Genomic DNA, 20,007 nt, shown 5'->3' on the forward strand with positions numbered 1-20,007 from the left:
AGGTCTTACTTACACGTCCCGATTCCCCCGTACACGCTCCGCGCAACCGGGCGAGGGCGACCCTTCCCCTGCAACGTGGTCAATGGTCGTCGTCGCACCTTGTACGAAGCATGCGAGACTTGCCGTGCTCCTTGTGAATATCTTGAATCCCCTGCTGGGGCGGTGGGTGAGGACGTGCGGAGGTCAGTTGACGGCGGAGTTCGGGTTGCTGGGCGCGATGGAGGCCCGGATCGCCGGCCGGCCGGTCGCCCTCGGGCATGCCCGGCAGAGCAGCGTGCTCGCTGTGCTGCTCGCCGAGGCCGGGCGCCCGCTCACGGTCGACCAGCTGATCGACCGGGTCTGGGGTGAGGACGCGCCGCAGCGGGCCGCCGGAGCGCTCTACAGCTACCTGTCGCGGTTGCGGCAGGCCGTCGCCGGGGCCGCCATCGCGATCGAGCGCCGGCCCGGTGGGTATGTCCTGACCGCCGACCCGCAAACGGTCGATCTGCACCGCTTCCGCCGGCTCGTCACGCTGGCGCGGGCCGCGGAGTCGGACCGATCCGCCGCGGAACTGATCACGCAGGCCCTCGGCCTGTGGCGGGGCGAGCCGTTCGCCGGGCTGGACACCCCGTGGCTGGCCTCGATGCGGCAATCGCTGCTGAGCGAGCGGTTCGCCGCCGAACTGGACCACAACGACGTGCTGCTCCGGCTCGGCCGGCACGGCGAGCTGTTGCCGTCCCTGTCCGCGGCCGTGGCCGAGCATCCGCTCGACGAGCGGCTGGCCGAACAGCTGATGCTCGCCCTCTACCGGTCCGGCCGCCAGGCCGACGCCGACGAGCAGTACCGGCGGATCCGCCGCTGCCTCGCCGACGAGCTCGGCAGCGATCCCGGCGCCGGACTGCGCCGGCTGCACGAGCGCATCCTCGCCGCCGACCCCGCCCTCACGGTCGCGACCGGCGACGGCCGCGCTCCGCAGGCGCCGCTCCCGACCCGCCCGACGGTGCCGGCGCAGCTGCCGGCGGACGTGCGCGCCTTCACCGGCCGTACCCGGGAGCTCGCCGCGCTGGACCGGTCGCTGGCCCCGCCCGGCGGCGACGAGCCCCCGCTGACCGTCGTGCTGCTGTCCGGCACGGCCGGCGTGGGCAAGTCCGCCCTCGCCGTCCGGTGGGCGCACCGCGTACGCGAGACTTTTCCCGACGGACAGCTGTACGTGAACCTGCGTGGCTACGACGCCGAACAACCCGTGACGGTCGGTGACGCGCTGGCCGGCTTCCTGACCGCGCTCGGCGTACCCGGACCGGAGATCCCGCCGGGCGTCGACGAGCGCGCCGGCCGCTACCGGTCCGAGCTGACCGGCCGCCGGATGCTCGTGCTGCTCGACAACGCGTCCTCGGTGGAGCAGGTCCGGCCGCTGCTGCCCGGCACCGGATCCTGCCTGGTGCTGATCACCAGCCGTGACGCGCTGCCCGGCATGGTGGCGATCCACGGCGCCGAACGGATCAATCTGGATCTGTTGCCGTTGCCGGACGCGGTGGTGCTGTTGCGCCGCCTGATCGGCGCCCGGGTCGACCACGAGCCGGCCGTCGCGGAAGACCTGGCGGCGGCGTGCGCCCGGTTGCCGCTGGCGCTGCGGATCGCCGCCGAGCTGGCCGCGGCGCGTACCGATGTCTCGCTGGCCGAGCTGGTCGGCGAGCTGAGCGACCACCGCCTGCGACTGGATCTGCTCGATGCCGGCGATCCCCGCGCCGAGGTCCGGGCCGTGTTCTCCTGGTCGTACCAGAACCTGCCGGCCGACGCGGTCCGGGTGTTCCGGCTGCTGGGCCTGCACCCGGGCGACAGCGCGCACGTCGAGGCGGTGGCGGCGCTGGCCGGAACGGACGCCGGCGAGGCCCGGCGGCTGCTCGGCGTGCTGGTCCGGGCCAGCCTGGTGCAGGCCGGCCCCGGCGGCCGGTACGGCATGCACGATCTGCTGCGGGCGTACGCCGCCGAGCTGGCGGCCGTGCACGACCCCGCGCCCGACCGGAAGGTCGCGCTGACCCGCCTTTTCGATCACTATTTGGCCGGTTCCGTCGCGGCGATGAACACCTTGTACCCGGAGGGGAGCGTCGCCGCCGGCGACCCGGACGCGGCCCGGAGCTGGATCGAGGCGGAACGGCCCAACCTGGCCGCCGCCTGCGCTTACGGCGCCGCGCACGGCTGGCATCGGTTCGCGATCGCCCTCGCGGGAACGCTGTTCCGCTACCTCGACGCCGGCGGGCCGGCCGCCGAGGCGGTCGCCGTCACCGCCTCCGCCGTGTCGGCGGCCGTGGCCGCCGGCGACCGGGAGGCGCAGGCCCGGGCGCTGTCCGATCTGGGCCGGTTGCACCGGCGGCAGGGCCGCCTCGCCGAGGCGGCCGACATCTACCAGCAGGCCCTGACCCTCTACGCCGACCTCGGCGAGCACGCCGCCGAAGCGGTGGCGCTGCGCAATCTCGGCAGCGTGCACTGGCGGCTGGGCGACTACCGGCAGGCCGCCGACCACTACCGGCGGGCCTGGTCGCACTACCGGCGGCTGGGTGACGACGCCGGGCAGGCCGACGCCTCGGTCCGGCTCGGCCTGGTGGACGCCCGGCTCGGCGACGAGGCGCAGGCAACGACGCGCCTCCGGTCGGCCCTCGAGCTCTACTCGCGGCTCGGCGACAGGTTCAGCGAGGCGTACGTGCTCTCCCTGCTCGCCCGGCTCTCCGGCCGGCCGGCCGACCTCGAGCGAGCCGCCGCCCATCTGGAACAGAGCCTCGCCGTGGTCCGGCCGGCCGGCGACCGCACGGCGGAGGCGTACGCGCTGACCGACCTCGCCGTGGTGTACGCCCGCGGTGGCCGGCTCACCGAGGCGGCGGGTCACCTGCGCCGTGTCCTGGTGCTGCACCGGCGGATCGGGGACCGCGCCAGCGAGGCCGAGGCGCTCAACGAACTCGGTCAGGTGCTGTGGGCCGCGGGCGATGCGGACGAGGCCCGTGCCCAGCACGAGCAGGCGCTGGTCCTGGCCGAGGAGATCGGCGACCGGTACGAGCAGGCGCGCGCCCACGACGGCATCGGCGGCGAGAATCACGAAGATCTCGCCCGGCGCCTCTTCACCGGCCTCGCGGTGCCCGGCGCCCCTCGCTGGTAGTCAAACCCGGACCACACCTTCCACCCACAGCACCGTGACCGGGCGGCCGCGGGTCCTGGCGTACGTGACGACGTCCGCGGTTCCGCCCAGGCCGCGGGCCGGACGGCCGTCCCACACGGCGAAGAGATGATCGCAACGATCCACCAGCGCCTGACCGGCGGCGAGGAATGCCTGATCGCTGGGCGCCGGATAGGGCATCGTGATCACTTTTGCCGCCGCGCGCCGGAGGTCCTCGAACCGGGTCCGGCTGTCGTCCGCGATCAGCGAGGCGGCGTAGCCCTCGCACGGCAGCACCACCTCGAGGGTGCCGCCGGCCGCCAGGACGTGGGTGGCGAACAGCTGGTCGGCGCCGTCGGCGAGATTCGACACCCCGTGCGGACGGGAGCCGGCCGGCAGCACCCGGCTCCAATGCCGCACCGCGCAGTCGACGATGCTCGGCGGGAGGATCCGATGACCTGTGACACCGAACCGCAAATCGACCTCCGTACCGGGGCTCGTCACGCTGGCGATGCACCATGACGATACGATCCCTCGCCTTTTCTCGTGGGGCGCTGGCATGCACAATCTGTCGTCGCAGCACGTGCCGACTGCCAGGGGACCTGCCATGACCTTCGATGGTTTCATTTCGTACAGCCACGCTGCCGACGGGCGGCTCGCTCCCGCCGTACAGCGTGGTCTGCACCGTCTTGCCAAGCCCTGGCACCGCCGGCGCGCCTTGTGGATCTTCCGGGATCAGACCGGGCTGGCGGTGACGCCGGGGCTGTGGTCCTCCATCCAGACCGCCCTGGACGGCTCGGAGTTTTTCGTGCTGCTCGCCTCGCCCGAGGCCGCGCGGTCGCAGTGGGTGAACCGGGAGATCGAGCATTGGATCGCCACGAAATCGGCGGATCGGATCCTGCCCGTGGTGACCGACGGCGAGTGGGCGTGGGACGAGGACCGTGGCGACTTCTCCGAGGGCTCGACGGCGGTGCCCCCGGCGTTGCGGGACGTGTTCACCGAGGAGCCGTTCTTCCTCGATCTGCGGTGGGCGCGCGGGAGCGAGCACCTGAGCCTGCACCACTCCCGCTTCCGGGACGCGATCGCGCAGCTGGCGGCCCCGATGCACGGGGTGAGCAAGGACGAGCTGGAGGGCGAGGACGTCCGGCAGCATCGCCGGGCGAGGCGACTGCGGTCGGGGGCCGCGGCGACCCTGGTGGTCCTGGCGTTGGTGGCATCGTTGACCGGAATATCGGCGGTGCGCAACGCCGAGCGGGCCAAGGCCGCGGCGGCCGAGGCGCTGCGTCAGCAGCAGGTCGCGGACAGTCAGCGCGACAGCGCCGAACAGTCGGCGGAAGAGGCGCGCCGGCAGGAGGAGCTGGCCCGGCAGCAGCACACCCGGGCGGCGCAGGCGTCGGCACAGGCGGATCAGGCGTCGGCACAGGCGGAGCAGTCCGAGCAGTCGGCGCAGGAGTCCGAGCGACTGGCGCAGCAGGCCGAGCGGTCGGCCCGGCAGCAGCAGGAACTGGCCGATCAGGCGTCGGCCGAGGCGCTGCGCCAGCAGCGGCTCGCCGATCGGGCAGCGGACCGGACACGAGAGCAGCAACAGCTGGCGAAGGAAGCGGCCGAGAAGGCGCAGCGGCTGCAGAAGGAGGCGCAGCGGCAACAGCAGGAGGCGCAGCGCCAACAGCAGGAGGCGCAGCGGCAGAAGCAGGAGGCGCAGCGCCAGCGGCTGGAGGCGCAGCGGCTGGCCGGCATCGCGGCCGAGCAGCGCCGGCTGGCCGACCAGGCGGCCGCGGAAGCCGCGAGGCAGCAGGCCAAGGCCGACGAGCAGCAGCGCATCGCGGTCGGCCGGCGGCTGATGAACCAGGCTACGGCGACGATCGTCGAGGACCCCCAGACCGCCCTGATGCTGGGGGCGGCGGCCCAGGGGCTCAACCCCGACGCGGCGACCCGCCGCCAGCTCGCCGGCATCGTCACCGCGACGCAGTACGCCGGCACGCTCGCCACCGTCACGGCGGCCAGGTACGGGCCGGACGGCGTCCTGGCGGCTCTCGGCAACGACGGCCGCGTCTCGCTGTGGAACGTGGCCGACCCGCGCCGGCCGATCCGGATCGCCGCGCTTGCGGACAAGGCCGCGATCGGCAGTTCCCTCGAGCTCAGCCGGGACGGGCGGACGCTGGCCGTCGTGAGCGCGCAGGGCGAGGCGGTCCTGTGGGACGTCGCCGACCGGTCCCGTCCGGTCCGGCTCGCCATCCTGCCGGGCGACGGCGACGTCAGCGCCTTCGCGTTCAGCGGGGACGGCGCCATCTTCGTCACGGGCGACGACCTGGGGACCACGACCCTGTGGGACACGACCGACCGGACGCGTCCCGCCCTGCTCGCCACGCTGACCGAGAAGGACACCTATCCGGTCGATCGTCTGGCGATCAGTCCGGACGGCCGCCTCCTGTTCGTGGACAAGGGGCGGTTCATCCCGCTCTACGACCTGACGGACCCGGTCTTTCCGGTCACGCTTCCCGGCGTCGTCACCTTCGGCGGGTCGCCGGTGGCGTTCAGCCCGGACGGCTCGACGCTGGCCTTCGGCGACCCCGACGGCACGGTGGCTCTCTACGACATGACGGCCCGGAACCCGCTCGGGATCGAGCTGGATCAGGACGTGCAGGACGAAGCCCCGCCCGGTCTTCCTTCGCCGCCCCCGGGCGGGCCGGACTTGCCGCCCCCGGGCGGGCCGGACTTGCCGCCCCCGGGCGGGCCGGACTTGCCGCCCCCGGGCGGGCCGGACTCGCCGCCCCCGGGAACGCCGGGCGGGCCGGACCCGGACCCGGGCACCGACCCGTTCGCCCGGCTGACCGGCCTCACCGGCAGCATCACCTCGGTGGCGTTCAGCCCGGACGGTAGCCTGCTCGCCGCCGGTGACGAGAACGGAACGGCGCTGCTCTGGGACCGGACGGAGTCGAGGAGCCCGGGGGCCTTCACCCGCGTGCGGTCTCGCGGGCCGATCGATTCGCTGTCCTTCGACCCGAAGGCCGCAACGCTGGTCACCGCCGGCGGCTCCGCGACCGCGACCGTGTGGAACGTGACCCCGCCCGGTGCCCCGGACCAGCCGGCCACGCTCGCCGTCCCGGCCGGGAACCCCCTGGCCACGGTTTTCGGTCCCGACGGACGCTCCCTGACCGCCGCCGGCTCGGGCGGGGCGGCGAGCACCTGGAACACCACGGACCCCGGGCATCCCGTACGCGGCGCCGACCTGGCCCTCGACAGCGGATCGGTCCGAGCGGTGGCGTTCAGCCCGGACAACCGGACGGTGGCGACCGTGTCGGCGGGCAGCCGGACACTGACGCTGGCGGACGTGGCGCAGCCGGCGCGGAAGACGACGCTCGCCGTCCTGCCCCAGACCACCGTGGGAACGAACGCGATGGCGTTCAGCCCCGACGGGCGCACCCTGGCGGTGACCGCCGGCGCCGGCACGTTGATGGTGTGGGATGTGGCCGACCGCGCCCGTCCGGCCCTGCTGGCCCGGCTGAGCGACGTCACGGTCGGCGGGAAGGTGGCGTTCAGCCCGGACGGGCGCACCCTGGCCACCGCCGGCGCCACCGATCCCACGATCACGCTGTGGGACGTGGCCGGCCCTTCCGTGCCGGTCCGGCTCGCTTCGCTGGCCGGCCACAGCAAGTTCGTGACCTCGCTGGCCTTCAGCCGCGACGGGCGCACGCTGGCGAGCGGCAGTTTCGACAACACCGCGCTGCTGTGGAATGTCACCGACCGGGCCCGCCCGCAACGGCTCGCCACCCTGGCCGGCCAGAGCAGGTGGGTGGGCTCGGTGGCCTTCGGCCCCGACGGCCGCACCCTGGCCGTGGGTGGCGTCGACTTCACGGCGATCCTGTGGGACACCACCGACCCGGCCGCGCCGATCCAGCTCGCCACGGTGCAGACCTCCTTCAGCACCGAGGTGCGCGAGGTGACGTTCGGGCCGGACGGGCGCACGCTGGCAATCACCGGCCAACCGGCTTCGGGCGGCCCGACCGTCACGCTGTGGAGCCTCACCAAGCTGAACAGCCTCCGCGCTGACCCGGCCGGCTACGCCTGCCGGGTCGCCGGCCGTGGCCTGACCGCGGCCGAATGGGCGCGGTTCGTCCCGGAGATCCCGTACCGGCAAACCTGTCCCCACTGACGGGCCGGCGCGGGCCGCCAGGCGGCCCGCGCGCTAGCTCGCGACCGTGCGGCTGAACTCGGCGTGGCCGGCCCGCACGACCTCGTTGAATCGCTGCAGCTCGTCCTCGGCCGGCTCCTGCTGGAACTCGACGTCGACCATGAAGCTGTTGCCGACGATCCGCACGTCGAAACGGGCGAGCAGGCCGTCGGGCATGCGGGACACCACGAACTGGCGGTACGCCTCCTCGAGCGCGGCCCGCAGGCGGGCGCAGTCACACTCCCGGCCGTCGAGGAGTGCGACCAGGTGGTCGCGAGCCGCATGCGCGGCCTCGCCACGCGGATCCATGACGGACATGCCCTCCTCGAGGGCCTCGCGCGCTTCGGCCGGCCGGCCCAGGTGCTGCAGGCAGATTCCGTACGCGGCGGTGATCTGCCCGAGAAACTCGGGATCGTCACCGCGGCGTGCGGCGGCGGCCGCCTCACCGAGACGCCGCGCGGCCGGCTCGGGCCGGCCCGCCTCCTGCAGGGCGAGCCCCCAATCGAACAGCGCCTGGCTGATCCGGTCGGCGCGGCCGGTCCGCTCGGCGCGTGCGGCTGCGTCCTCGTACGTGAGCAGGCTTTTCTCGGTCTCTCCGGCGGCATTGAGCGCTTCGGCGAGGTCGATCGCCGCCGAAAGTCCCTCCTCCGTGCGGTTCTGCCGGTCGTAGGCGGCGAGCACCCGCCGCAGCGCCGCGGTGCGGCCGGCGTGGTCGCCACGCTCGGCGGCCCGCACGGCCAGGGTGCTGAACGCGCCGACCGTGGCCACGTGGTCCGGCCCGAGACGCTCGCGCAGCGCGTTGGCGAGGTGGGCGACGAGCAGGTACGCGGCCTCCGGGTCGATGCCCTGGTGCACGCGGGCGGCAGCGATCGCGGCGACCCGTTCCACGACGGTGTCGGGCAGATCCCGCAGCCCGGCGAAGAGCGGCCCGCTCCGGCCGGCCGCCTGCAGGATCACGCCCCGCAGCGCGACCGAGCCGGCTACCCGCTCGTGCCCGGCCCGCTGGAAGATCGGCAACGCCTCCTCGATCGCCTCGAGCGCGCCGGTGAAGTCGCCGAGGCGCAGCAACACGTCGGCGAGGGGCTCCAGGCCGGCCGCGTACCCGAGGTGTTCACGCCCGAAGAAGTCGAGCCGGCCGGCACACGACTGGCGCAGCACCTCCGCGCCCTCCTCGAGCCGTCCGCTGAGCGCCAGCGCGATACCCAGGTTGAGCTGGTACCCGAGCCGGCGTTGCGGGTCGTCGCCCGGCGCCACGGCCACCGCCACGGCCGCCCGGAAGCATTCGGCCGCCCACGCGGGCTGCTGGGCCCGCAGCAGCACATTGCCCATGTCGGACTGTGCGGACGCCCAGGCGGCGCCGTGCTCGCCGCTGTCTTCCGCGGCCTGGCGCACGGCACGCTTCATCAGCTCTTCCGCCTCGGCCACCCGGCCGTCGCGAAGCAGCGCCAACGCCTCGTCGAGCGGGCTGGTGGATGCGGGTGAAGCGCTCATGGCCGCGGAGTGTAGCCGTATCCACGCTCGGTGAAGAAAGCCTGCTCAGTCGTCGGGCTTCGACGGCTCCAGGGTGACCGGCAGCGCGTCCAGGCCGAAGACGATCGAGGCCCGGCGCGTGGGAATGGTGGCCGGGTCGATCGCCGGGCGCATCGCCGGGAAGCGCCGCACCAGCGCCGGATAGGCCGTGCGCAGCTCCATCCGGGCCAGCTCGGCGCCGACGCAACGGTGCAGGCCGTGGCCGAAGGCCAGGTGCGACCGGCTGGTGGGCCGGCCGACCTCGATCCGGTCCATTCCCGGACCGAGCACGCCGTCGCGGTCGGCCGCGCTCAGCGAACACATGATCACGTCGCCCGCTCTGATCGGCACGCCGGCGATCTCGAGGTCGCGGACGGCGAACCGGGGGAACGCGACCTGCACCACCGTCAGATAGCGCAGCAGCTCCTCGACCAGCGCGTCGGCCGGCTCGCCCGACCGCAGCGGATCGGCCAGCTCCGGCTGCGTCATCAGCACCAGGGCGCCCAGCGCGAGCATGCTGGCGCTGGTCTCCAGCCCGCCGGTGAGCACCCCGTCGGCCAGTCCGGTCAGCTCGCGGTCGTCGAGCTCGTCGCCGTGGTCGCGGATCAGCGACCCGATCAGTCCGTCACCCGGGTTGCGGCGCTGGTCGGCGACCAGGCCGCGCAGGTACGCCCGCGATTCGTTGATCGCGTCGAGCGGCGCGTAGGCGCCGCCACCGCCGAGGTCGAACCTGGCCGCGCTGAACTCCTGGACGATCGCCCGGTCGGCGTACGGGACGCCGAGCAGCTCGCAGATGGTCAGCGCCGGCACCGGCAGGGCGAACTCCTGCAGCAGGTCGACCGGGCCGTCGATACGGGCCATCGCCTCGAGCCGGTCGTTCACGATGGTGTCGATCCGCGGCTGCAGCCGGGCCAGCCGGCGCATGGTGAACTCGGGCGTGACCAGCCGGCGCAGCCGGGTGTGCATCGGCGGGTCGGTCATGCCGAGCCCGCCGGGCTCCTCCGCGGCCGTCAGCCCGATCTGGGCGGCGAACCCGCCGAAGTCGTTGCTGAAACCGTCCGGGCTGCCCAGCACCGACCGCACCGGCTCGTAGCCGGTCACCAGCCAGGCCCGGATGCCCAGCGGCACCGGTAGCCGGCTGACCGGCGACTGCTCGCGCAGGTTGCCCACCTCGGCCACCGGGTCGAGGCCGGTGCGGAACAACGGGAACAGGGAACTGTCGGGCAGCTTCGACAAGGTGCCGCTGACGGACACCTCGCCGGCTTTCCCCGCGAATCGGCGGGCAGCCCACCCGAGCAGGCGCAGACGGATCGAAGCGAACGTCGTACCCGCATTGGCGATCTGCAAGTCGGCCTCCAGACGGCCGTAGTTCTTCCCCGTGTGAGAAACGGCGCATCTGAATAGTGGCCCCAAGATCCTGTCGTCGCAGTGAGGCCGATCACGGGTCAGACGCCGGCCGGCTCCTGTTCCTGGCCGAGGTCGACAACATGAATCCTGGGGTCGCCGTCGAGCCGTACCTCGTACGCCACCGGCGGCCCGCTCTCGGGCCAGCGCGCACCCACCACCGTGGCCGTGCGCCCGCCGAGGCCGATCGCCGTCCCGGGCGCCTTGAGCCGGTGCGCCGCGAGCAGCACCGCGTCGAGGGTCTGCCGGGCGCCCGGCAGCGAACCCCGCAGGCTCACCGTGCGGAGCTCGCGGCCGAGGCTGATCGTCGCCTCGCCTCGGGGGTCGCCCGCTTCGAGGGCCGCCTCGACCCTGGTCCACAGCCCCCACTGGTCGGCGTCGAGCAGCAGCCGGGCAGCCCGGTCGAGGCCCGCGCACGTGATGTCGACCGCCGTCTCCTCGCCCAGCTCGGCCACCCACTCCAGCTCCCCGGCCGCCGGCAGCAGGCCCGGCGACTCGTGTGCCACCACCGCGTACAGCATCGCGAGAACCGTCCCGCGGTCGCGGCCGTCGTAGAGCCGGCCCGCGGCGGTGCGCAGGCGCGGGAAGCGGGCCGTCAGGTGGGCGGCTCGGCCCAGCGGGGGAGTCGCCGCGTCCCGAGTGTCGCGCACCCGGGCGTGGAACGGGCGTTGTTCGCGGTGGGCGAACACGAGCGCGCGGTGCGGATCGGCGATCAGGCGCGCCGCGACCGAGTAAGGCACTCCCATCTGGGCGGCGAGGGCCCGGATGGCACGCCTGCGTGCACGGTCGTTGGCCTGGCGGCGGCGTTCGGCTCCGGTCATGGCTGCCCCTCCCTTGGGCCATCGTAGATTCTTCGTTGTACGTTGAGGGGGCAGCCGCGCCTGCACGAGCGTTGCGGGCCCCCCACGCGGGCCCGCGTCGACGCCAAGAGGCTCTGACTCAGCGCACACCACCCCCGCGCGCCCGCGTGCGCCGACCGGGTGGGGTGCGTGGGGCCTCGCCGCGAGGGCGTGATTCTCGTGTTCGAACGATTCACCGACCAGGCCCGCCGGGTTGTCGTCCTGGCTCAGGAAGAGGCCCGGCTCCTCAATCACCACTACATCGGCACCGAGCACCTGCTGCTCGGCCTCATCAGCGAGGGCGAGGGCGTGGCCGCGCAGGCCCTGACCGCTCTGGATGTGACGCTCGAGGCCGCCCGCCTCAAGGTCGAGGAGGCCATCGGCCAGAGCGGGGAGACGCCGGGCCTGCACGTCCCGTTCACCCCCGCCGCCAAGAACGTCCTCGAGCTCGCCCTGCGTGAGGCGCTCAAGCTGGGCCACAACCACATCGGCCCCGAGCACATCCTGCTCGGGTTGGTCCGGGAGAGCGGATCGGTGGCGGCTCAGATCCTGGTCGCCCTGGGCGCCGAGCCCCGACGCGTACGGGAAAAGGTCCTTCAGCTTTTGTCCGGGCACCCCGCCCTGGCCGCCGGGCCGCCGGCCACCTCGGCCCTGCTCGACCAGTACGGCGAGAACCTCACCCAGCGCGCCCGCGACGGCGGCCTCGACCCGGTGGTCGGCCGCGACCAGGAGATCGACCGCATCATGGTGGTGCTCTCCTGCCGCACCAAGAACAACCCGATCCTGGTCGGCGAGCCCGGCGTCGGCAAGACCGCCGTCGTGGAGGGCCTGTGCCGGCGCATCGTGGCCGGTGACGTGCCCGAGACGCTGCGCGCCAAGCAGGTCTACACGCTCGACCTGGGTTCCCTGGTGGCCGGCTCGCGGTACCGCGGCGACTTCGAGGAGCGCCTCAAGAAGGTGGTCAAGGAATGCCGCACCCGCGGCGACGTCATCCTGTTCATCGACGAGGTCCACACCCTGGTCGGCGCGGGCGCGGCCGAGGGCGCGATCGACGCGGCTTCGATCTTGAAGCCGATGCTCGCGCGTGGCGAACTGCAGACGATCGGCGCCACCACCACCGCGGAATACCGCAAGTACTTCGAGAAGGACGCCGCGCTGGCCCGCCGGTTCCAGCCGGTCCCGATCGGCGAGCCGACCTCCGCCGAGGCCGTCGAGATCCTCAAGGGCCTGCGCGACCGGTACGAGAAGCACCATCACGTGTCGTACACCGATGGCGCCCTCGCCACCGCCGTGACCCTGGCCGACCGGTACGTCGCCGACCGCTTCCTGCCCGACAAGGCGATCGACCTGATCGACGAGGCCGGCGCGTGGGCCCACATGCGGCCCCAGGGGGACGGGCAGATCGGCGGCGAGCAGATCGCCGAGGTCCTGGCCAACTGGACCGGCATCCCTGTGCAGCGGCTGACTTCGTCGGAGACGACGCGGTTGCTGCACATGGAGGACGAGCTGCACAAACGCATCATCGGCCAGGAGGAGGCGGTGCGTGCCGTCGCGCGCGCGATCCGTCGTACGCGTGCGGGGTTGAAAGATCCCAAGCGGCCGTCCGGCTCGTTCATCTTCGCCGGACCCTCCGGCGTCGGTAAGACCGAGCTGTCCAAGGCCCTGGCGGAGTTCCTGTTCGGCTCCGAGGAGGCGCTGATCCAGCTGGACATGTCGGAGTTCCACGACCGGCACACGGTGTCGCGGCTGGTCGGCGCGCCTCCCGGCTATGTGGGTCACGAGGAGGGCGGCCAGCTCACTTCGCAGGTGCGGCAGAGGCCGTTCTCGGTGGTGCTGTTCGACGAGATCGAGAAGGCCCATCCGGATGTCTTCAACACGTTGCTGCAGATCCTGGAGGACGGCCGGCTGACCGACGGCCAGGGCCGCGCGGTGGACTTCAAGAACACGGTGATCATCATGACCACCAACCTCGGCACCCGCGCCGCTTCCAACCCGGTTTCGCTCGGCTTCCAGCCCGTCGACGGCGGGCAGGACCGCATGGCCGCCAAGGTCCACGACGCGCTGAAGGAGCATTTCCGCCCGGAGTTCCTCAACCGCGTCGACGACACCGTCGTGTTCCCCCGCCTGACCGAGGCCGACGTGCTGGCCATCGTCGACGTGCTGCTGGCCCGCATCGACCTGCGGCTGCGCGACCGGGAGATGGGCGTCGAGGTCACCGACGCGGCCCGCCGCCACCTCGCGACCAAGGGCTTCGACCCCTCGCTCGGCGCCCGCCCGCTGCGCCGCACCATCCAGCGCGAGGTCGAGGACGTCCTGGCCGAGCGCATCCTGCTCGACCAGCTCCACCGCGGCCAGGTGATGGTGGTCGACTGCGAGGACGCGGAGCTGGTCTTCCAGGAGCGAACGGAGGCGGAGATGCACGCCGTCCCGTGAGCGAGCGCCGAGGTCAGCGGCTGAATCGGAACCGTACGCGGGTGAGGCCCCCGCGGTGATCGGTGGCGAGCCAGTCGCTGAGCTGGCCGGCGAGCCACAGACCGACGCCATGCTGCTCGGGATGAGCCGGCGGGCGGTATCCGACGAGCGGATCGGCGAATCCGTCGCCGTTGTCGGTCACCTCGCAGGTGATCGCGGTGCCGTCGATCCACACCTTCAGATGCCGGTCGGCGCGGCCGTGGACGAGGCTGTTGACCGCGATCTCGGTGACCACCAGCAACAGGTCGTCGATCGCCGGCCGTTGCCAGCCGAGGCCCTGCGCCACGGCCTGGACCGCGTAGCGGGCACGGCGCGGGCTGACGGGATCGTCCAGGCTCACCGCGACGAGCGGTTCCCGCGCGATCGGCGGCAACGGCTCGGCCAGGGCGCGCAGCAGCTCACTGGGTTGCTGGTACAGCTCGGACAGTCCGCGCCGGCCGTTGGCCACGACCGGATGGGTGACCCGGGCGCCGTTGATGATCCGGTCCGGCAGGCGGCGGGTGTCGTACGGGCAGACGATCCAGGCGGGCGCCCCGGCGAAGACGTCGTTGATCGCCGACTCGTACCGGATCCAGGTGTCGTGCCGGGCGCCGGCGCCGAACGCCACCTCGCCGATGATGCGGATGGACCGCTGACACCGCGCCTGCGCGGCCGCGAGCAGGTCCACCCATCCGGCGATGGTCGACGCGGGACGCACATACCAGGTGTCGCGGTCGATGAAGGTGACCCCGCCCGCGTCGTCGCCCAGGCTCTGCCGCAGCAACTCGATGTTGTGCCCGGTCACGGCGGCGATGACGGCGTCCCCGTCGCGCAGCCCGTCGGCGGCGAACGGCGTCAGAGCCGCGACGAAGCCCTCGTCGTCGTCGTAGACGAGGGCCTCGTGGACGAGGGCGGCGCAGGTCATCGTGAGTCCTGGAGGATCACGTTCGGGAAGAGCTCGGACCAGGAGCTTGGTCTCCAGATCTTGTGAAGCAACGGCGAGGCTCCCCGTACGGTGGTGGGCCCGTGCCGGCCGGCGATCGCCTCGCACGCCATGCCGATCCCTCGTGCGCCCCTGACGTCGATGAGGGTGACCCCGCTGACGTCGAGCACGGCGGTCGGCCGGCCGGGCGCGGCCCCTACCAGCAGCCGATACACCTGGTCAGCGGCGAGGAAGTCGACGTCGCCCGACAACCGCAACGCGCCGTCCCGGCCGCCGTGCAGGCTGAACGCCCGATGATCACGGGATCGCCGGCTGTGCACCGTCTCGGCGAGCAGCAGGTCGCCGGGGGTCCACCGGCGGGCGTCGTACGCGCACACCACGGTCATCGGAGCCTGTTTGACGAGCAGGTCGGCGCGTAGCTCGTGGTCCGGCCACGCCTCCAGCGCGCCGGGGTGGCCGAGCAGGAACTGAGTCTCGGCGTACACGCGCAACCCGGTGTAGCCCTCGGCCACGGCGGATCGCGCCGCCTCGGCGTACCCGTCCAGCCGCCGGTCGGATTCGAGGACGCCACCGTCGAGATAGGCCTCCGCGGCCGAGCCGAGGACGAGCATGCCGCGGTCCACGAGATCGTCGAGGGGCAGACCGACGGCCCGCAAATCGTCGCCGATCCCCGCGGTCGCCGAGTCGTGCCCCGTGAGGACGCAGACCCGTTCCCGCTGGGCAAGTCCGGCAACGGCGTAGTCCAGCAGCGCACGACGGGCGTCGGCGTCCCGGTCGTACACGAGGCAGAGATGATCGTGCATGGCCAGACCGGGTACGCCGTCTGCCAGCACGACCTCACTCCTCGCTCACCACGCTCGGCCCGAACTGCTCATCGATGCGGGGCATACTATGGCGCGAGGACCGTCCATAACCGGAGCAGACCGAGAATCCCCCGATCAGGTGGGTCGGCTCGGCGCGGTTTCTTTGGGGGGCGACGGCGCCGATTCGGGCTAGGAGCAGCATGACCGTCCACATCCGGGGGAGTTCCGCGGTCGCCGACCGGTCGGCGGGCGGCCCCCTGGATCCTCTGCGAACCCTGATCCAGGCGCTCCCGGTCCCCACCGCGCCGGTGACCTTCCCCAGCCGCGAGGCAGCGCTCGGGCTCGCCCTGATGGATCTGTCCTTCCGGCTCGACCATCTGCCGCGTCTCTCCGAGCATCTGACCCTGATGGACCGTGGGCACATGAGCCGGGAGATCAGCGTCGACGTGGACCTCGACCTCATCTCGGGACGGCTGCGCGACACGCTCATGGTGCCCGGCGACACGGGCGGCGGCAGCGGGTCGCTGTGGGTGCCGGTCTCCCGCTACAGCCGCCGGGACCTCGCGCCCGTGGTCATCCTGGACTCGAGCGGCGAGGTCGTGCCGCGGCTCACCCATCGCGACGCCAACCGGGTCACCGCCGCCGCCTTCGTCAAGCTGCTGGCCATGCTGATCAACGCCCACGACGACGTCGCGGCCCCGGCCAGCCCGATCCACCAGCTGCGCCACACCCATCAGCGGTCACGCTGGCTGATCGAGGCCGCGATCACCGAGCTGATCACGGTCGGTTCCCCGGCGGGACAGCGGCTGCACACGCCCCTCGATCACGCCGCGCTGCCCGCCGCGGGCGCCCGCAGCGGGGGCTCCCGTTCCGTACGCGACCTCGCGCTGGTCGGCCTGGACGCGTTGTTCCCGGCGGAGGGTGTCCCGTTCGCCCGGCTCCTGCAGCTGGCCACCCGCCAGTACATCCTGGTCGCGCAGCTGAGCCTCGACCGGCCCCGCCGGTTCCTGACCTGGGAGGCGCCGCTGCTGCCCGCCCAGCACCGCCCGGCGCCGATGCAGACGCTGGCGAAGAACGTGCTGCCGGTGAACCGGGAGTTCGTCGTGGAGTACGAGACCGAGATCCCGCGGTCGGTCAAGGCGTACCACCTGACCCTGGACGTCCGGCAGGAGATCAGCGTCCGGCGGTTCCTGATGTCCAGCAACGTCGACGACGAGTTCGTCGAGGTGCTCGCCCAGGACCTCGAGTCGGTGGCCCGGCGCGCGGGGCGGCTCGGCACCCACCACAAGCTGCTCGAACTCGAGATGCAGGGCATCGCGTCGCGGCTGGCCGAGCTCGGCCGCCGGCGGCTGATCGACCTGGCCAGCTACGAGGCGTACCTGGCGCGCCTCCCGATCCCGGTCGGCCCGGGCTCGGCGCCGCTGCGCAAGCTCACCTCCAACGAGGTCATCGCGGCGATGTCCGCCGGCGACTGCTCGCTCGACGTGCTCGCGGCATTCTGCGCGCACTACTCCGCGGACGGTCTGCAGCACCTGGCCCGCAGCGACCTCGCCGGGCAGGCCCTGCTGAACATCGCCGACGGGCTGCGGGCCGCACAGGTGGGCTGGGACGTCACCACGGACAACGATCCCCGCGAACACGGCGCCCACGCGCATTGGCGCCGTCCCTCGGTCGAGCTCAGCCCGCAGTCCACCGAGCCGGTCCGCGCCTTCGCCTACATGGCCCTGGCCGACGAGGCGCCGGCCCTGATCGAGAGCATCACCCGGATGGTGGCCGGCCTGGCCCTGATGGTGCTCGGGATCGGGACGCTCCTGTCCGGCGGGATCGCGTGGCTGTACTCGTCACAGGTGTCCGACGACTTCGTGCCCGAGCAGCCGGACGCCGTCGTCGCGGTCCTCCTCCTGGTGCCCGGTTTGCTGCTGGCCCGGCTCGCCCTGCCCAGCACCCGATCGGTGCTGGGTCAGCTGCACAAATACCAGCGGACGCTCGCCGCCGCCTCGGTGGTGGTGACCACGGCGCTGGCGATCACGATCGGCACGGTGCGCTCCGACGTCGAGATGACCAGGCTCTTCCAGGTGGCGCTGGCCGTGCTCATCGTCATCCTCTTCTGCTGCCTGTCCGAGTTCTATGCCCGGCGGACCCACCGCAGCAACTCGGTGCCCCGGTCCACGCGGGTGCCCCGCTGGCTTCGCGACGCCCGCCGGGCCACCCGCCGTCCCGTCGAGCCCGACGACTTCTTCGACGCACGTGGTGAGGTGTGAGGTGACGCTGCCAGCAAGCTCGACGAAGTCGTCCGAACTGGCCCGGATAGCGGCCGAGGCGGCCGGCACCAGTTCCGCCTCGGTGCGTTTCACCCTGATCCACGGGCCCGCCAACGGCCACGACGGCCCCTTGCCGATGGCGATCGACAGCCCCGACCCGGACAAGGAGGACCCGGACGCCTGGCCGACCGACTTCTGCCACTTCTCCGCCGCCGGGCTGTCGGTGTCGACGTCGACCTGGCCGTCGGCGATGGCGGCGTTCAGCGGCCGGGTGCAGATCGGCCTCCCGGAACCGATCGGGCGACGGGACACGTTCTCGTACTCCGGACATACCGTGCCGAATCCCGGCTTCATCCACCAGTCCACCCGCAAGGTCGAGGTCCTGATCACCCTGGGCAACACGCACTGGTCCCCGACCTACCGGGAAGCGCTCATGCAAGCGCTGATCATCGAGAAGCTCACCGGCCTGGCGGCCGAGCGCGGCGCCCCGGTGCTGCATCTGCACACCCCGGTCGCCCCCGTCCCGCAGACCACCGTGGCCGAGCGGGGCGACGGGTCCAACGAGCGGCTGCGCGACGCGATCGGTCCCTGCCTCCGGTTCGCCATCGGGATGGATCCCAAGATGTCCGAGGCGCGGCTGGACTTCGAGACCGAACTGGCCGCGCTCGCCGAGGAGTACGGCTTCGGCCTCAAACTGGACGACCAGCGATTCAACCGGGTACGCGGCGAGTGGTTCACGATCCGCGGATTCGATCGGGAGCGCTACCGCCAGGCACGCGGCCGGCTCTTCCCCGAGGCCTCGGTGCTCACCCCCAAACGGGCGATGATCGCCAGCGTCGTCGGCCCGTCCCGCGCCGGGACGAGCGCGGCCGCGGTGGCGGCGCTGCGGGCACGAGGCATCGGGGTGCTGGCCGCGTCGATCTCCAGCATGCGCAAGACGACGTTCATCAACCTGGTGCTGCCGGTCGCCGCCGCCGGAACCTTCCCGCAGTGGTCGGGCGGCTGGCTTGACGCGCTGCCGAGGCTGGTCGAATGCGCCGGCCAACCGCCCCTCGCCGCCACCTCACCCGACGAAGGGCTGATCGCGGACTGGAAGGTGGCGCTGAGCCCGGCGATGCGCTGCACGTATCCACAGTCGAGCCAGCAGACCGGGGCCACCATCACCGGCCGGGTGCCGTACCCGATCTGGTTGTGGTGGCAGCTTCCGTACCGCACGGTCGACACGCCGACGCTGCTGGCCGAGGCGCAGGCCGCGCTGCAGCCGCACACCCGGCGTTGCGAGGTCGCCTACGCCCAGTCGCGGCTGTGCCGGGGCGACGTCGTCCGGGGCCGTGCGAAGCTGATCGTCATGCTCTCCCAGGAACATCGCGACCACGCCGCGGTGCAACGCCTGCTGACCGACGCCGCCGAGGCGGCCCAGGAGCGGATCCGGGAGCGGTTGCCCGCCCTCGGTGGTGTCGATGCCGGCAAGGTGCGGCTGCGCTTGTCGCCGCGCGAGCGCTGGCTCACGTACGCGGGGATCTCCGCTTGAGGGTCTCTTGGCGCAGTTGCGGGAAGACGTGGGACACCTTGCCGATCAGGTAATCGCCGTACGTTCCGGTGAACGCCTCGAGGTCCTGGCCGTCCCAGCGGGAAACGCTCGCCGTACGGCGGGGTAGCGGCGGGATCTCGGCGGTGAAGTCGGGGTCGAAGAAGAACGGGAACGACAGCCGTTCGCGCCCGCTGAGATTGCGGACCCGGTGGGGCGTCGACCGGTACCACCCGCCGGTCAGCCGGTCGAGCATGTCGCCGATGTTGCAGACGAACGCGCCCGGGACCGGGGGCGCGTCGATCCAGCCGGCGGGGGAGCGAACCTGCAGGCCGCCGTTGGCGTCCTGGGCCAGAAGCGTGAGCAGGCCGTAGTCGGTGTGCTCGCCGACGCCCCAGTCGTCGCTGTCCGGTGGCGAGGGCGGGTAGTGGAAGATCCGGAACAGCACCGTCGGGTCGGCCGTGTACCCGCCGGCGAAGTAGCCGGCGTCGAGGTCGAGGCTGATCGCGACGCCGCGCAGCACGGCCTGCGCCGTCGCGGTGAGCGCCTCGAGGTAGTCGAGCACCGCTTCGCGCAGCTCAGGCACCTGACGGGGAAAGAGGTTGCGACCGTGCAGCGGCAGGCCGGCGCGTACCCGGGGGTCGTCCGGGCCCAGTTCCACGCCGAAGTACAGGCCTTCCTTGCGATCCGGCCGGCCGGAGGTCAACTCGGCGCCCACCGGAAAGTATCCCCGCCAGGCGGCGCCGCCGTGCCGCATGGCGATCTCCATCTTCTCGGCCGGCGGCAGCCGGAAGAACCGCCGGCCGGCGCTGTCGAGCCTGTCCAGCAGCTCGTCCGGCACGCCGTGGCCGACGACGTAGAAGAAGCCGCTGTCGCGGCAGGCACGCTCGATGTCGCCGGCAACCTGGCGCACCGGCGGACCGGACCGCCCGACCAGCGCGGACACGTCGACAACCGGAAGCTTCATGGCGGGG

General features: G+C 72.7%; 12 protein-coding genes. 5 read left to right on the forward strand and 7 right to left on the reverse strand.

The features are described 5' to 3' along the window. The first annotated feature begins 187 nt into the window (after window positions 1-187). A complete protein-coding gene (locus tag ACIA5D_RS28505) occupies window positions 188-3,127 on the forward strand; it encodes a BTAD domain-containing putative transcriptional regulator (RefSeq protein WP_396033336.1) in 2,940 nt (979 codons plus the stop codon). On the opposite strand, the gene ACIA5D_RS28510 is transcribed toward ACIA5D_RS28505, so the two are convergent. Then, window positions 3,128-3,601: a hypothetical protein gene (locus tag ACIA5D_RS28510; RefSeq protein ID WP_396033337.1), complete on the reverse strand. Its 474-nt coding sequence runs from the start codon at window positions 3,599-3,601 to the stop codon at window positions 3,128-3,130. Window positions 3,602-3,731: 130 nt separating this feature from the next. Here ACIA5D_RS28510 and ACIA5D_RS28515 point away from each other — a divergent pair, with 130 nt between their 5' ends. Then, on the forward strand, window positions 3,732-7,277 hold the full coding sequence (locus tag ACIA5D_RS28515) for a TIR domain-containing protein (protein WP_396033338.1): 3,546 nt from the start codon (window positions 3,732-3,734) through the stop codon (window positions 7,275-7,277). 33 nt (window positions 7,278-7,310) lie between these two features. Here ACIA5D_RS28515 and ACIA5D_RS28520 read toward each other — a convergent pair whose 3' ends face one another. The 3 genes from ACIA5D_RS28520 to ACIA5D_RS28530 all read right to left on the reverse strand — a co-directional run bounded on the left by ACIA5D_RS28520 (window position 7,311) and on the right by ACIA5D_RS28530 (window position 11,029). After that, on the reverse strand, window positions 7,311-8,786 hold the full coding sequence (locus tag ACIA5D_RS28520) for a tetratricopeptide repeat protein (protein ID WP_396033339.1): 1,476 nt from the start codon (window positions 8,784-8,786) through the stop codon (window positions 7,311-7,313). Window positions 8,787-8,831: 45 nt separating this feature from the next. Then, entirely contained in the window at window positions 8,832-10,151 is a 1,320-nt protein-coding gene (locus tag ACIA5D_RS28525) for a cytochrome P450 (protein WP_396033340.1), read from the reverse strand. Between the two features lie 98 nt (window positions 10,152-10,249). After that, complete coding sequence (locus ACIA5D_RS28530; RefSeq protein WP_396033341.1) at window positions 10,250-11,029, reverse strand: hypothetical protein; 780 nt, start codon at window positions 11,027-11,029, stop codon at window positions 10,250-10,252. Window positions 11,030-11,227: 198 nt separating this feature from the next. On the opposite strand from ACIA5D_RS28530, the gene ACIA5D_RS28535 reads away from it, so the two are divergent. After that, complete coding sequence (locus tag ACIA5D_RS28535) at window positions 11,228-13,480, forward strand: ATP-dependent Clp protease ATP-binding subunit (RefSeq protein WP_396033343.1); 2,253 nt, start codon at window positions 11,228-11,230, stop codon at window positions 13,478-13,480. A 13-nt stretch (window positions 13,481-13,493) separates the two neighbouring features. Here the strand turns inward: ACIA5D_RS28535 and ACIA5D_RS28540 are convergent, their stop codons facing one another. Together ACIA5D_RS28540 and ACIA5D_RS28545 are read right to left on the reverse strand one after the other, a co-directional pair. Then, the gene (locus tag ACIA5D_RS28540) at window positions 13,494-14,423 is read right to left on the reverse strand and encodes an anti-sigma factor RsbA family regulatory protein (protein ID WP_396033344.1); all 930 of its coding nucleotides are present in this window, start codon (window positions 14,421-14,423) and stop codon (window positions 13,494-13,496) included. Next, the gene (locus ACIA5D_RS28545; protein WP_396033345.1) at window positions 14,420-15,274 is read right to left on the reverse strand and encodes an MEDS domain-containing protein; all 855 of its coding nucleotides are present in this window, start codon (window positions 15,272-15,274) and stop codon (window positions 14,420-14,422) included. The genes ACIA5D_RS28540 and ACIA5D_RS28545 overlap by 4 nt, the downstream gene beginning before the upstream one ends. A 170-nt stretch (window positions 15,275-15,444) precedes the next feature. Here ACIA5D_RS28545 and ACIA5D_RS28550 point away from each other — a divergent pair, with 170 nt between their 5' ends. Beyond that, window positions 15,445-17,505, forward strand: coding sequence for a hypothetical protein (locus tag ACIA5D_RS28550; protein ID WP_396033346.1), 2,061 nt, complete (start codon window positions 15,445-15,447; stop codon window positions 17,503-17,505). Window position 17,506: 1 nt separating this feature from the next. Then, window positions 17,507-19,036 (forward strand): hypothetical protein, encoded by a 1,530-nt coding sequence (locus ACIA5D_RS28555; protein WP_396033347.1) that lies wholly within the window; start codon window positions 17,507-17,509, stop codon window positions 19,034-19,036. On the opposite strand, the gene ACIA5D_RS28560 is transcribed toward ACIA5D_RS28555, so the two are convergent. Then, window positions 19,011-20,000, reverse strand: coding sequence for an isopenicillin N synthase family dioxygenase (locus tag ACIA5D_RS28560; RefSeq protein WP_396033348.1), 990 nt, complete (start codon window positions 19,998-20,000; stop codon window positions 19,011-19,013). The two genes, ACIA5D_RS28555 and ACIA5D_RS28560, sit on opposite strands and share 26 nt — an antisense overlap. Between the last annotated feature and the right edge of the window lie 7 nt (window positions 20,001-20,007).

Source organism: Actinoplanes sp. NPDC051513 (genome assembly GCF_044454685.1).
In the GTDB taxonomy this organism is placed as follows: domain Bacteria; phylum Actinomycetota; class Actinomycetes; order Mycobacteriales; family Micromonosporaceae; genus Actinoplanes.

Bases quoted from the DNA above. Each gene is read 5' to 3' on its own strand.
- ACIA5D_RS28515 (WP_396033338.1), top strand. From the start codon at position 3,732: ATGACCTTCGATGGTTTCATTTCGTACAGCCACGCTGCCGACGGGCGG.
- ACIA5D_RS28520 (WP_396033339.1), bottom strand. From the start codon at position 8,786: ATGAGCGCTTCACCCGCATCCACCAGCCCGCTCGACGAGGCGTTGGCG.
- ACIA5D_RS28530 (WP_396033341.1), bottom strand. From the start codon at position 11,029: ATGACCGGAGCCGAACGCCGCCGCCAGGCCAACGACCGTGCACGCAGG.
- ACIA5D_RS28540 (WP_396033344.1), bottom strand. From the start codon at position 14,423: ATGACCTGCGCCGCCCTCGTCCACGAGGCCCTCGTCTACGACGACGAC.
- ACIA5D_RS28550 (WP_396033346.1), top strand. From the start codon at position 15,445: ATGACCGTCCACATCCGGGGGAGTTCCGCGGTCGCCGACCGGTCGGCG.
- ACIA5D_RS28560 (WP_396033348.1), bottom strand. From the start codon at position 20,000: ATGAAGCTTCCGGTTGTCGACGTGTCCGCGCTGGTCGGGCGGTCCGGT.